Raw genomic sequence first — 12979 nt, forward strand, 5'->3', positions numbered from 1 at the left:
GGTCAGGGGGTGCCGTAACCACCGCCTCCCGGGGTCTCGATGACGAAGACGTCGCCGGACGTCATCGCGACCTCGTGGGTTGCGCCGAACTCCTCCCGCTTGCCGTTTTTTCTATCGACGTAATTGCGCCCGGTTGCCCCGCTCTTGCCGCCAGCAAGACCGAAGGGGGCGACGCGGCGACGGTTGGCGAGGATTGCCGCCGTCATCGCTTCCAGGAACTTGACCCGGCGGATGACACCATCGCCGCCGCGGTGCTGACCCGCACCGCCGGAATTGGGGCGGATGGAGAAGCTTTCCAGCAGGACCGGAAAACGGAACTCCAGGATCTCCGGATCTGTCAGGCGGCTGTTGGTCATGTGGGTATGAACCGCCGAGGTGCCGTCAAAGCCCGGCCCGGCCCCCGCGCCGCCGCAGATCGTCTCGTAATACTGATAGGTCTCGTTGCCGAAGGTGAAATTATTCATCGTACCCTGGGCGCTCGCCATGATGCCCAGTGCCCCATAGAGCGTGTCGGTGATCGCCTGGCTGGTTTCGACGTTCCCGGCGACAACGGCGGCCGGATAGCGAGGGTTCAACATGGATCCTTCGGGGATGACGATCTCCAGCGGGCGCATGCAGCCAGCATTCATCGGGATATCGTCCGGCACCAGGGTGCGGAAGACATAGAGCACGGCGGCCCGGCAGATGCTGGAAGGGGCGTTGAAGTTGTTGGGCCGCTGGGCGCTGGTGCCGGTGAAATCGATCTTCGCCGACCGGCTGGCCTTGTCGATGGTGACGGTGAGGGCGATCAGCGCGCCATCGTCGAGCTCGTAGCGGAAGGAGCCATCTTTCAGGCCATCGATGACCCGGCGGACCTGTTCTTCGGCGTTATCCTGCACATGACCCATATAGGCCTGCACGACGGGCAGCGAGAATTGCCCGACCATGCGTTTCAACTCGATCGCGCCGCGTTCGTTGGCCGCGATCTGAGCACCGAGATCGGCGATATTCTGGTCGGCATTGCGGACCGGGAACTGCCCGCTGGCCAGCAGCTCGCGCATCTCGGTTTCCCGGAAGCGGCCGCGCTCGACCAGCAGGAAATTGTCGATCAGCACGCCTTCTTCTTCGACCGTCTTTGAGGTCGGGGGCATGGAGCCCGGCGTGATGCCGCCGATATCGGCGTGATGGCCGCGGCTGGCGGTATAGAAGACCGGGCCGGCCTGCCCATCGAGGAAGATTGGCGTCACGACGGTGATGTCGGGCAGATGTGTGCCGCCGTTATAGGGCGCGTTCAGCACATAGACATTGCCGGGCGCCATGGTCGCTTCATGCTGGCGAATGACCGCCCTCACCGAATCGCCCATTGATCCCAGATGCACCGGCATATGGGGCGCATTGGCGATCAGATTGCCGTCGCCATCGAAGATCGCGCAGGAGAAGTCCAGGCGTTCCTTGATATTGACCGAATGGGAGGTGTTCTCCAGCGTCGAACCCATCTGTTCGGCAATCGACATAAAGAGATTGTTGAAGACCTCCAGCATGACCGGATCGACACGGGTGCCGACAGCGTGGCTGCGTTCCAGCGGCACCACGCGGGTCAGGACCAGATGACCCTTGGCGGTCAGTTCGGCTTCCCAGCCGGGTTCGATGACATTGGTGCCGGTCGCCTCGATGATGACGGCAGGCCCCTGGACCTTGTCGCCGGCCAGCAGCCTGTCGCGATCATAGACCCCCGCTGCCTGGGTCTTGCCGGCGGTGAAGATCGACAGCTCGGCCAGTTTCTCCGGCGTGCCGGTGGTGCGGGCGGGAATGCCAGCATCCTCATGACGCTCCATAGCGCCGACCAGTTCGACCGCCACGGCCTCGACGATGTGTTGCTTGCCAGGGACGATGAAGCCATAGCGGCGGCGATGGGCATCTTCGAAGCGGGCGATGGTTTCGGCCAGGGCATCCGGCCCTTCGGGCAGTTCCACCACCAGGAAGGCATCGGTGCCCTCATAGCGCAGACGGGCAGTGGCGATGGCCGTCATCTGGCTTTCGGGGATCTGCTGGCTCGCCATTTCCTGTTTTGCGGCGGCGGTCAGGGCTGCGATCTGGCTTTTGAGGGTGATGAAGATCCCTTCTTCGAGCGTTGCCTCCACCGCCGCTTCGCGCATCACCCGGAAGTCGGCGAGCCCCATGCCATAGGCGGACAGCACTCCGGCGAGCGGATGCAGGAAAACCTTGGTCATTCCAAGGCTGTCGGCAACTAGGCAAGCATGCTGCCCACCGGCACCGCCGAAGCTGCAGAGCGTATAGTCGGTGACGTCATAGCCGCGCTGGATCGAGATTTCCTTGATCGCATTGGCCATGTTTTCGACCGCGATCTTGAGGAACCCATCGGCGATTTCGGCCGGGCTACGCGCGACGCCGGTCTTGGCGGCAATCTCGTCGGCCATCGCCTGGAACTTGGCAGTGACGGCGGCGCGGTCGAGCGGCAGATTGCCGTCGAGGCCGAAGACCTTGGGGAAGAAATCGGGATCGAGCTTGCCGACCATCACATTGGCATCGGTCACGGTCAGCGGGCCGCCGCGACCATAGGCCGCCGGGCCGGGATTGGCGCCAGCCGAATGAGGGCCGACGCGGAAACGGGTGCCGTCGAAGGAGAGGATCGACCCGCCACCGGCCGCCACCGTATGGATCTGCATCATCGGCGCGCGCATCCGCACACCGGCCACTTGGGTGTCGAAAGCGCGTTCATATTCGCCCGCGAAATGGGAGACGTCGGTCGAGGTGCCCCCCATATCGAAGCCGATCATTTTTCCAAAACCGGCCGACAGCGTCGATTGCACCGCGCCGACGATGCCACCGGCCGGACCTGACAGGATCGAATCCTTGCCCTGGAACAGCCTGGCGTCGGTCAGGCCGCCGTTCGACTGCATGAACAGCAGGCGGGTGCCGCCCAGTTCGCCTGCCACCTGATCGACATAACGGCGTAGGATCGGCGACAGATAAGCATCGACGACGGTGGTATCCCCGCGCCCGACCAGCTTCATCAGCGGGCTGACCTCATGGCCGACCGACACTTGAGTGAAGCCGATGGAGCGGGCGATCTCGGCGATCAGTTGCTCATGACGGGGAAAGCGATAACCATGCATGAAGACGATGGCGCAGGCGCGGATTCCGGCGTCATAGGCGGCCTGCAGATCGCGGCGGGTGTCATCGATATTCGGTGCGCGCAGGACTGTGCCGTCGGCCTTCAGGCGCTCATCGACCTCGATCACCCGTTCATAGAGCAGTTCGGGCAGCTTGATCTCGCGGGCGAAAATCTCCGGCCGGTCCTGATAGGCAATGCGCAGGGCATCACCGAACCCCTTGGTGATCACGAGGGCGGTGCGGTCGCCCTTGCGCTCCAGCAGGGCGTTGGTTGCGACCGTCGTGCCCATCTTCACTGCGCCGATACGCTCCGCCGGGATCGGGGCGTTACCGGCGATATCCAGGAATTCCCGGATTGCCTGCAGGGCGGCATCGCGATAGCGCTCCGGGTTTTCCGACAACAGCTTCTTGGTCGCAAGGCTGCCGTCCGGGCGCCGGGCGACGACATCGGTGAAGGTGCCGCCGCGGTCGATCCAGAATTGCCACTGGCCGGGGTTGATGCCGTCGGGCATGGGAGTTTCCTCTGATTAGATGCCGAGATAGGCGCGACGAACGCCATCGTCGGCCGCGATTTCGGTTGATGTTCCAGAAAGGGCGACGCGCCCGGTTTGCAGCACATAGGCGCGGTCGGCGACATCGAGGCATTCCGCGACCCGTTGTTCGACCAGCAGCACCGTGGTGCCGCGGTCGCGGATCTTGCGGACCGCTTCCAAAAGCTCGTCGACCAGCTTGGGCATGATCCCCTGGCTGGGTTCGTCGAGCATCAGCAGCTTTGGCTGCCCCATCAGGGCACGGCCGATGGCCAGCATCTGCTGCTCGCCGCCCGACAAGGTCTCGGCGCGCTGGTCCAGACGCTCGGCAAGACGCGGGAAGAGCGAGAAGATGAACTCCAGCGGCGCATCGCGCTCCGGCCCCTTCTTCTTGGTATAGCCGCCCAGCATCAGGTTATCCCGGACCGACAGTCGCGGAAAAAGCCGTCGGCCTTCGGGCACCAGGGCCACCCCGGTGCGCGAGATGCCATGGGCTGGCAGCGAGAGTAGATCCTGGCCTAGGAATGAAACGCCGCCGCTGTCCGGCTTCACCCAACCGGCGATGCTTTTCAGCAGGGTCGATTTGCCCGCCCCGTTGGAGCCGACGACGGCGACGATTTCACCGGCGCCGACCGCGATGGAAATACCCTGGATCGCGACGAGGCCGCGATACGAGGCTTGAAGATCAGTGACCGTTAGCATAGCGGTCCCCCAGATAGGCTTTGATGACGTCGGGATTCTTGATGACCTCGGTCGGCTTGCCTTCGGTCAGCACCTTGCCGAAGTTCAAGACCACCGCGCGGTCGACCAGCGGCATGACGATTTCCATTACATGCTCGACCATCAGCACCGTGATGCCGCGCTTGCGGATGGTGCGCACCAATTCCACACCGGCCTGTGCTTCGGTCGGGGTGAGGCCGGTCATGACCTCATCCAGTAGCAACAGTTTGGGTTGGGTTGCGAGCGCACGGGCCACTTCCAGACGGCGCTTTTCCGGTGGTGTCAGCTCAACCGCCAGGCGATCCGCCCGGTGGGCAAGACCGGTCCATTCCAGGGTTTCCTCGGCCAGTTTTTTGGCAGCCTTGGTCGATTTGGTGCGGTTGTAGGCACCGACGGTCACATTCTCCAGCACGGTCAGGCTGTCGAAGCTGCGGACCACCTGAAACGTGCGTCCGATGCCAGCGGCGCAGCAGGTTGCCGCATCGAGACCAGTCAGGTTTTTGCCCTGGAACCAGACCTCGCCCGACGTTGGGTCAAGGGCACCGGCGATGATGCTGAAGAGGGTGGATTTACCGGCGCCGTTTGGGCCGATCAGGCCGAGGATCTCGCCCTCTTCCAAGGTGAAACACACGTCGGTATTGGCGGCGAGACCACCGAACTGCCGACAGATTTTATCCACGCGAAGCAGGCTCATGCCGCCACCTTTTGGGTTTTGAGGCTGCGACGCCGGGTGAAATCTGCCCAGATGCCGACGATGCCTTCGGGCTTCAGCAGGGCGATCACCATGATGAGGGCGCCGTAGAAGATGAGATCGATGCCCTGGCCGCCGCCGCCGAGGTAGGAGCGGGTCAGTTCGGAGATCGGGATCAGCACCGCGGCGCCCACCAATGGCCCCCAGAGAGTCCCGAGGCCGCCCAGCACCGCCGGCAGGGTCATCAGCAGCGAGATCTGGAAATTCATCACGCTTTCGGGGTCGATATAGCTGACGAACTGGGCGTAGAAGGATCCGCCGACGCCGGTGAAGAAGGCCGAGATGGCAACGGCTTGCAGCTTGCTGGGGAAGATCTTCACGCCCAGGCTTTGCGCTGCTTCAGCATTATCCTTCACTGCCCGCCAATAGTGGCCGAGGCGGCCGCCGTCGATCAGGAAGGTGACGACCCAGAGGATCGCGGCATAGCCCAGCGCAACGTAATAGAAGGGCAGCTTGGCGGTCTGGAACTGCAGCATGCTCCAGCTGTCGCCGTTGAAGGGGATATAGATCCCAAGCGTTCCACCGACCCAGTCCCAGGACTGGAAGAGCAGCAGGGCGCCTTCGGCGATAACGATGGTGGCGATGACGAAATAATGGCCCTTCAGCCGAAACAACGGCCAACCGACCAGAAGGGCGAGCCCGGCGGCGAGGCTCCCGCCGACCAGCATCCCGAGCCACGGGGAGATGCCAAGATGGGTCAGCAGCAAAGTTGAGCTGTAAGCACCGATCCCAAAATAGAGAGCATTGCCCAGCGATACCTGACCGCAATAGCCGCCCAGAATGTTCCAGGCCTGGGAGAGCCCGGCATAGAGCAGGGTCAGGATAAGGATGTTGAGGATGGTCGTGCTGCCGATCCCAAGGGGCAGCAGACCGAGGATCACCATCAGAACCGCAGCCGCGGCGAGATGGCGTTGGCGGGAGCTAAAGTTTGCCAAAGAGGCCTCGCGGACGCAGGAGAACGGTGAGGAGATAGAGGGCGAAGATGCCAAGCTGTTTCAGGGCCGGGGCCATGATCACAGCCGATCCTGCCTCGACGAGGCCGACCAGCAGGCCGGCGGCGAGGGCGCCGAGAAGGCTGCCGAAACCGCCCGTTGCCACGGTGACATAGGCGATGAGAGCGAAGGTCGAACCGACCCCTGGATGGACATAGTAGAAGGTGGCGAGCATCGCGCCTGCGACACCGACGGCAGCGGCTCCCAAGGCCCAGCCGAGCGCGAAGATCTTGTGGCGGTCGATGCCGATCAGGCTGACGGCTTCGCTGTCTTCGCGGGTGGCTTCCAGCGCCCGACCGAAGTCGGTGCGCTGGATCAGGAGATAGAGGGCGAGGAAGGCGACCAGACACACCCCGCCAGCGGCCAGTTGGGGCAGCGGCAGGAAGACGCCGGCGATCTCCAGGGTCTTATCGGCGACGACGCTGTCCTTGATGCTCCGGTATTCCGGGGTCCAGACCAACTGGGCAATGCCGCGCATGGCAATGCCGAGGCCGAAGGTCGCGAAGATCTGCACCATGCCGGAATTGACCTTGGCGGCCAAAGCGCGCCGGACGACCACGCGGTAGACGAAGACGCCGAAGGCCGCCATGACCAGGGCCGTCGCCGGCATGATCAGGATGGGGTCGAGGTTCAACGCCAGATAGATGCCGAGCGTGACGTACATGGAGGTCATCAGAAACTCGCCATGGGCGAAATTGACGACATCCATCAGGCCAAAGATCAGCGAGAGGCCGGCGGCGATCAGCGCGTAGATCAGTCCGATCAACAGGCCGCTGGCCACCAACTGGGCGATTGCGGGGAGTGTCATGAGCCTGACTTCTCGTTATGCCGAACGCTTACCGGCCGGGCATCGGCCAGACGACCGGCTTGCTCGCGGTTTCGAACGGCCAGACAGACCGGAAAGCGCCGCTCTGGACCTGGACCAGCACCGGGGTGGCGCCGGTGTTCTGCCCGGTTTCGTCGAAGCGGACGTTTGCCCAGGGCATGATGGTTTTTTCACCCGGAATATCGGTCTTCTGCAGGGCGGTGCGGATGTCTTCGCTCTTGGTCGAGGCAGCGCGGTCGATGGCGTCCGCGATGACCAGGATCGCCATGAACTGACGGGCGCTGTTGTCGTTCAGATCCTTGCCCGACCGCTTCTTGTAGAGTTCGTTCACCTTGGCGATCATCGGGCGCTTTTCGGCCAGATCGAGCGCGAAGGAGGAGCGGCTGACGATGCCCTCGGCCTTATCGCCCACGGCTTCCAAGAAGGCCTGTTCTGCAAAGCCTGCCGCTTGGGCGACGATGGCTTGCGGCTTATAGCCGAGTTCGCCCATGGTCTTGGTCAGCAGGATCGCGTCGGTCGTATAGGACGACGGCATCAGAACGGTGCCATTCGATGATTTCAGCTGCTGGACCTCCGAGGTCAGCGAGGGGGAATTGGCCCGGTATTTGATTTCACCGGCAATCTTGATGCCGCGTTCGCCAGCCAGTTTGCGCTGCACGTTCGAGCTGTCGGTGCCGAAGATGGTATCTTCGTAGAAGAGCGAGACGCTGCCGACATCGATGTTCTTCTTCGATTTCAGATCCGCATAGAAATCGAACATCGCGGCCGAGAACATTTCGTCATGCGCCGAGGTGCGGAAGAACCACTTGAGGTTCCGGCGATGCAGGCTGGGTGAGGAGCTGTCGGCGGCCAGGAACGGCACCTGATAGCGTTCTGCCACCTGACTCACAACGGCGGCGACGGCGGAATGATAAGCGCCGACGATGGCAGAGACCTTGTTCTCGGTGATCAGCTTTTCGGCTTCCGCGCGGCCCTTCTGCGGGTCGGCCTGATGGTCGGCGAAAATTAGTTTGATCTTGGCGCCACCGAAATTGGTGAGCCCGACGCCCGGTCCGAGCGGCAGATCGAGATCAATGTTTTCATTGATGATTTCGGCGGCGGTTTCCATCGCGGCCTTAGCATCGATACCTGTTTGGGCGCCGGCCCCCGACATCGGCTCGATGACGCCGATGGTGATCTCCTGCTGAGCGTAAGCAGTGGTCGACAGCCCGATACACATGGCTGCGGACGTGAGTATCCGTTTCATAGTGAACATGACTAAAAGCCTCCGTGCTTTTTGAAGTGCCCTTTTGGGCGGTTATCTTTTGTTAGCCGCGGTTGTGCCGCTGGTCGGTGATCAGCATGCACCCAGGCGAATGGGTGATGCAGAGGTCGGGGCGAGCCGCCTGAATGACCGCCTGGGGGGTAACCCCGCAGGCCCAGAAAACCGGAACCTCACCCTCTTCGATGGCGATCGCATCGCCATAGTCCGGCTTCGTGATATCGGCGATCCCAATCTGCTCTGGGAAGCCGAAATGGATGGGGCCGCCGTGCATATCGGGGAAGCGGGCGGTGATCTCCACCGCCTTCAAGGCATTGGCCGGCGACATCGGGCGCATCGACACCACGGTCGGTCCCTGGAACGGTCCGACGGGGGTGGTTGCGATGTTGGTGCGATACATCGCGACGTTGCGCTTCTCGATTACGTGGCGCAGCGGAATGCCAGCTTCGATCAGGGGCGCTTCGAAGGTGAACGAGCAGCCGATGACGAAAGTGACGAGGTCGTCGCGCCAGAGGTGGGCGATATCGGTCGGCTCGCTGTCCAACTCGCCTTTTTTGAAAACCCGATAGCGCGGCAGATCGTGACGGATATCGATATCAGCGCCTAGGGTTGGCAAGCTGGGGTCGCCCGGCAAGGATTCCGCCAGAACAGGGCAGGATTTCTTGTTAAGAGTGCAAAATTCTCGGAAATCGCCAGCCAGATTAGCGGGCAGGATGACTACGTTGCCCTGAATATAGCCAGGCGCGAAGCCTGATGTATGACCTGAAATAATGCCGGATCGGATCAGACCCCGCACCGAAGCGGCGGTATTGTTTTCGAGAACCCCTTCCATTTTTTGTCCTTCTGCTCGTGACCTTTTTATGAAGCCATTCACAAGGGAGGGGCGTCCAATTTTTGTTTTGGATAGGTTTTGATAAAAAAAATTGATCGATTCGGGCGCTTTTGATCGGAAGAAATTAACTTCGTCGTTTTGATTATCGTGGTTTGGCCCAAGTTTTAAGCGGGCGCGTTGCGTTTTTAGACAGCAGCGGCAACCTGCTGCGCGATGTTTGCGACCAATATTGCCAAGGAGTTATTCGGCGTATTCACGTAAGTGGCGGTAAAGACCAAATCAGGCAGTGCCGTCTGCGTGGGCAGCAATCGTAAACGTCCGCTGGCCAATTCTTCCTGGACGACTGTGGGAGGGATGGCACTGATTCCGATGCCATCCATGGTCATTCGCACGATAGAGGAGAGCGAGCTGTTGCCAAACACCCGCACGCCGGGAACTTTATTTTGCTTAAAAAGCTCGATCAGCTGGTGATAGGGGCGGGAGGCGCGCGAATAGGTGATGATCGGCCATTGCGCGAGCGCATTTAAAGTCAGGGGTTCATCACCGCCGACCAGATCGGGCGAGGCGACCCAGGCGATCGGATAAGTGCAGAGCGGGACGTTGGTTACATTGGGCGCGCTGATCGGGCCGAGCAGCATGGCAAGGTCGAGCTGCCCCTCCATCAGCGTGTCGCGCAGATTGACCGAGACATCGACCGAGATCTCCAGCGTGATCTGCGGATGGCGCTGATAGAGTTCTTTCACCAGGCGCGGTAACCAGGTATGGACTATGGTTTCCGACAGACCAAGGCGCACGGTGCCTTTGAGTGAGTCGGCATCTGTTACAGCCAGGACCATCTCGTCGCGCAACGCCAGCAGCTGTTCGACATAGCCCAGCAATTCAACCCCCTTGGCGGTCAGTGCGGCGCGCCGCCCCTCCCGATCAATCAGTTGGACATTGAGGTTGGCTTCAAGCTGGGCGATGCGCGCTGAGATCGCGGGCTGAGTGGTATTCAGCTTCTCGGCCGTGCGGCGAAAACTGCCAAGGCGCGCGACCCAGAAGAAAGTCTCGAGGTTTCGGAAATCGATCACGATTGGGCCATTGGCAGGCAGTAATTGATCATGCAGGCATGCTATCGCGAAAGCGCAAGGGGTGCCAACAGATGGACCTTAACGAGAAATGGCGTTAGCCCGTTTCAGATGAAGGGGCGGCGGCACCACGCTGGCAGAGGACCAAGAGCAAATCGTTCCGGCTGAATATCCCGCGTTGAAACTACTCGTCTGGAGCCGGAATGTTGCGCGTCCGATCTCTGGGGAAGAAGCCTTGAGCGTCTTTGAACGCAATTGGCGCTTCATTAATCAGGACCGGTTGACGACTGCGGAAGCCTCCCTGATCCGCCATCTGGCCGAGCGCTGTGACAAGGGTCATCTTCTGACCCATTGAGAGAAAGACTCTAGCTTATGCGCGCGTTCAAACGCCCGGAACATTAGGCGATTTCCGATACCTTGGGCCTGATGCGCCATGACTATCTGATCCAGCAGAAGTGCTGGTTCGGCGGTGGCACAGCCATAGTTCTGAAACTGGGCGAATATCGTCGCTCGCTCAACGTTGATTTCCTTTGCGCTGATATCGACGGGTATCGTGAACTTCGTAGTGCGGCGGTGAAACATGGGGCAGCCGCTTTCTTCGATGGGCCCATCGAGCAGCTAAGGGAATTTAAGGCCGATCAATACGGCATCCGGGCCATGCTGTCGTTCCGAGGGCAGCCAATCAAGTTCGAGGTTATCCGCGAAAGCCGCATCGAGATTGAGGGCACGTTTGATCCGCAACTCGGCGTTCCCACCCTGGTGGCCGAAGATATGTATGCCGAAAGGCTGTTAGCGAATGCAGATCGCTGCTTTGACCTGTCTGTTGCCTATCGGGATGCCGTCGACCTGGGCATGTTGATCGCCGAACTTGGCTCCATCCCCGAGGCGTCCATCCATAAAGCGGAAAAGGCTTATGGCGAGGATGTCGCTGCCAAGCTTATCGCTATTATAGCAGCCCTGGTCGATGATACGGAGAAGATCCGGCATGCTGCCGGAGCGCTTGATATGCAGGAAGGTGAGGTCCTGCGGTCTATCGAGGCTCTCAGAGCCGATTGTCTCAGGCTCTGGCCGGGCAGCGTTCGATAGCCTTCTGGGCTGTTTTAGCTTGTCCCATTTGCCCCAAAGCGGACGTTGAGAATCGGCTGCGATTGGGGACACGCCGCAAAAAATGGCTAGTCCCCCTAGGCAGGCAAGCCTTCTGGTGCGCTCGTTATGCAGTCATTCCCATGGGATAATCATGGTCCCAAATCCCCTGCCAAATCCTGCCTGCGGGTGCCACTGCCTGCCACCCCATGCCAAAGCCCAAAAACGAAGAAGAGCCGCAGTTTCCTGCGACTCTTCAGCGTAATTGGCGGAAGGGATGAGATTCGAACTCACGGTACGGTTTAACCCGTACAACGGTTTAGCAATGCGAAAGTCAGAAAATCCAATATTTAATGTAAGCTAATCATACTGCGGATTTGGGGTGAGGTCTATTGAAATTGCGCGACGCCTGCGCGACATTGCCTCCGACGCAGATGGTTCGGAGAAGCTCATGGCCTCGATCACCAAGCGGTATGCGCGTGAGAAAAAGCCGGCGGATGGATCCGACGAGAAGAAGCCCGCGAAAAAGAAGCACATTGGTTATCAGGTGCGGATTGTCCGTAAGGGGCACAAGCCGGTCTTTAAAAGCTTTCCGCTAGGGGCAAGGGCTGAGGCCGAGGCCTGGGGGATAGCCGAAGAAGCGAAGCTCGATGCGAGGGACGCCGTCGGCTACGGGGCTCTCCAGCAGACGACCTTCAGGCAACTGGTCGAGCGTTACCGTGACGAGGTCAGCCCGAAGAAGAAAGGCTCCGTCCAGGACCGGAATCGCCTGAACATGTGGTTGCAGGCGAGCTTTGTTGATCGGCCGATCCTGGAGGTGAAAGGCAAAGATCTTGCCGGATGGCGGGATAAGCGCCTTGAGGATGGAAAGGCTGAGGCCACCGTCAACCATGATCTATCGACCTTGAGCGGGATGTATCAGCACGCCATCAAGGAGTGGTCGATGGAAGGGCTGATCAATCCGGTGCGGCTGATCAAGCTGCCGTCCTTGGGCGAGGCCAGAGAGCGCCGCCTTGAGGAAGGCGAAGAAGCGCGCCTACTGGTCGCGATGGAGGCGTCAACCTTGGACGCCTGGATAAAGCCAGCCTTTTTCATCGCTGTTGAGACCGCCATGCGTCAGGGCAATGTCGCTTCATTGCGTTGGCGGCAAATCGATCTCTCGAAGCGCGTTATCCATCTTCCCAAGGAAGTGACCAAAAATAACAAGCCGCTAGGGGTGCCAATGTCGAGGGCCTGCCTTGCGACTCTCAAGGCATTGGATAAAGCGCGCAAGGAGCCGAAGAGCCCAGATGACCGCTTGTTCCTGGTGAAGGCGGGTGCCTTTCAGAACGCCTGGAGGAGAATCTGTGCGGCCGCCAATGTCCACGGACTCCGTTGGCACGATTTACGGCACGAGGCGACGTCGCGGTTTTTCGAGCGTGGCCTGACGATCGAGCAGGTCCGAGCGATTACGGGGCATCGGACGTTGGCGATGCTGATCCGATACACCCATCTGAAGCCAGCAGATCTGGTGGCGAAACTTGATGCGGCGGACGCAAAGAAGCAGAGGCTGCAGACCAGGAAGGCCAAAAAATCAGGCGTAGAACAGGAATTGGCTGACCTGCGGGCGCAGGGCGTCAGTGATGAAGCGATCGCAGCTGCTCTCGCCAACCTGAAGAAATAAGCGAAAGCGTGTGCTGAGAGGGATATCACCTGACAGTTATGGCCACACCGGCCCCCACGCGTGGGGGTCGGTGTGGCCATGCCGCTTCTGGCGGTTAGGATGGAGTTGCGACCCTTCAACCTTGACCACAGAGGACGACA

Annotated in this window: 10 protein-coding genes; 2 read left to right on the plus strand and 8 right to left on the minus strand. The window is 60.7% G+C overall.

Annotation, left to right across the window (positions count from 1 at the left end):
- Positions 1-2 precede the first annotated feature (2 nt).
- The 8 genes from ACFSM5_RS08625 to ACFSM5_RS08660 all read right to left on the minus strand — a co-directional run bounded on the left by ACFSM5_RS08625 (position 3) and on the right by ACFSM5_RS08660 (position 10096).
- Positions 3-3626 carry a hydantoinase B/oxoprolinase family protein gene (locus ACFSM5_RS08625; RefSeq protein WP_379875918.1) on the minus strand — a complete coding sequence of 1208 codons (3624 nt, stop codon included), beginning with the start codon at positions 3624-3626 and terminating at the stop codon, positions 3-5.
- A 15-nt stretch (positions 3627-3641) separates the two neighbouring features.
- Complete coding sequence (locus ACFSM5_RS08630) at positions 3642-4346, minus strand: ABC transporter ATP-binding protein (protein ID WP_379875919.1); 705 nt, start codon at positions 4344-4346, stop codon at positions 3642-3644.
- Entirely contained in the window at positions 4330-5058 is a 729-nt protein-coding gene (locus ACFSM5_RS08635; RefSeq protein ID WP_379875920.1) for an ABC transporter ATP-binding protein, read from the minus strand. Before ACFSM5_RS08635 ends, ACFSM5_RS08630 begins: the two co-directional genes overlap by 17 nt.
- Positions 5055-6050 (minus strand): branched-chain amino acid ABC transporter permease, encoded by a 996-nt coding sequence (locus ACFSM5_RS08640; protein ID WP_379875921.1) that lies wholly within the window; start codon positions 6048-6050, stop codon positions 5055-5057. Before ACFSM5_RS08640 ends, ACFSM5_RS08635 begins: the two co-directional genes overlap by 4 nt.
- A complete protein-coding gene (locus ACFSM5_RS08645; RefSeq protein ID WP_379875922.1) occupies positions 6037-6915 on the minus strand; it encodes a branched-chain amino acid ABC transporter permease in 879 nt (292 codons plus the stop codon). Before ACFSM5_RS08645 ends, ACFSM5_RS08640 begins: the two co-directional genes overlap by 14 nt.
- A gap of 28 nt (positions 6916-6943) precedes the next feature.
- Positions 6944-8188: an ABC transporter substrate-binding protein gene (locus ACFSM5_RS08650; RefSeq protein ID WP_379875923.1), complete on the minus strand. Its 1245-nt coding sequence runs from the start codon at positions 8186-8188 to the stop codon at positions 6944-6946.
- A gap of 52 nt (positions 8189-8240) precedes the next feature.
- Positions 8241-9026: a putative hydro-lyase gene (locus ACFSM5_RS08655; protein ID WP_379875924.1), complete on the minus strand. Its 786-nt coding sequence runs from the start codon at positions 9024-9026 to the stop codon at positions 8241-8243.
- Between the two features lie 185 nt (positions 9027-9211).
- Positions 9212-10096 (minus strand): LysR family transcriptional regulator, encoded by an 885-nt coding sequence (locus tag ACFSM5_RS08660; protein ID WP_379875925.1) that lies wholly within the window; start codon positions 10094-10096, stop codon positions 9212-9214.
- 423 nt (positions 10097-10519) lie between these two features.
- Between ACFSM5_RS08660 and ACFSM5_RS08665 the strand changes: the two genes are divergently transcribed.
- Positions 10520-11179 (plus strand): nucleotidyl transferase AbiEii/AbiGii toxin family protein, encoded by a 660-nt coding sequence (locus tag ACFSM5_RS08665; RefSeq protein ID WP_379875927.1) that lies wholly within the window; start codon positions 10520-10522, stop codon positions 11177-11179.
- Positions 11180-11627: 448 nt separating this feature from the next.
- Positions 11628-12839 carry a tyrosine-type recombinase/integrase gene (locus ACFSM5_RS08670; protein ID WP_379875926.1) on the plus strand — a complete coding sequence of 404 codons (1212 nt, stop codon included), beginning with the start codon at positions 11628-11630 and terminating at the stop codon, positions 12837-12839.
- Positions 12840-12979: the final 140 nt, after the last annotated feature.

Source organism: Lacibacterium aquatile, assembly GCF_042683105.1.
Classification (GTDB): Bacteria; Pseudomonadota; Alphaproteobacteria; order Elsterales; family Elsteraceae; genus Lacibacterium; species Lacibacterium aquatile.

Excerpts from the sequence above, each read along its gene's own strand:
- ACFSM5_RS08645 (WP_379875922.1), bottom strand. The coding sequence starts at position 6,915 with ATGACACTCCCCGCAATCGCCCAGTTGGTGGCCAGCGGCCTGTTGATC.
- ACFSM5_RS08650 (WP_379875923.1), bottom strand. The coding sequence starts at position 8,188 with ATGTTCACTATGAAACGGATACTCACGTCCGCAGCCATGTGTATCGGG.
- ACFSM5_RS08635 (WP_379875920.1), bottom strand. The coding sequence starts at position 5,058 with ATGAGCCTGCTTCGCGTGGATAAAATCTGTCGGCAGTTCGGTGGTCTC.
- ACFSM5_RS08655 (WP_379875924.1), bottom strand. The coding sequence starts at position 9,026 with ATGGAAGGGGTTCTCGAAAACAATACCGCCGCTTCGGTGCGGGGTCTG.
- ACFSM5_RS08630 (WP_379875919.1), bottom strand. The coding sequence starts at position 4,346 with ATGCTAACGGTCACTGATCTTCAAGCCTCGTATCGCGGCCTCGTCGCG.
- ACFSM5_RS08665 (WP_379875927.1), top strand. The coding sequence starts at position 10,520 with ATGCGCCATGACTATCTGATCCAGCAGAAGTGCTGGTTCGGCGGTGGC.
- ACFSM5_RS08670 (WP_379875926.1), top strand. The coding sequence starts at position 11,628 with ATGGCCTCGATCACCAAGCGGTATGCGCGTGAGAAAAAGCCGGCGGAT.
- ACFSM5_RS08625 (WP_379875918.1), bottom strand. The coding sequence starts at position 3,626 with ATGCCCGACGGCATCAACCCCGGCCAGTGGCAATTCTGGATCGACCGC.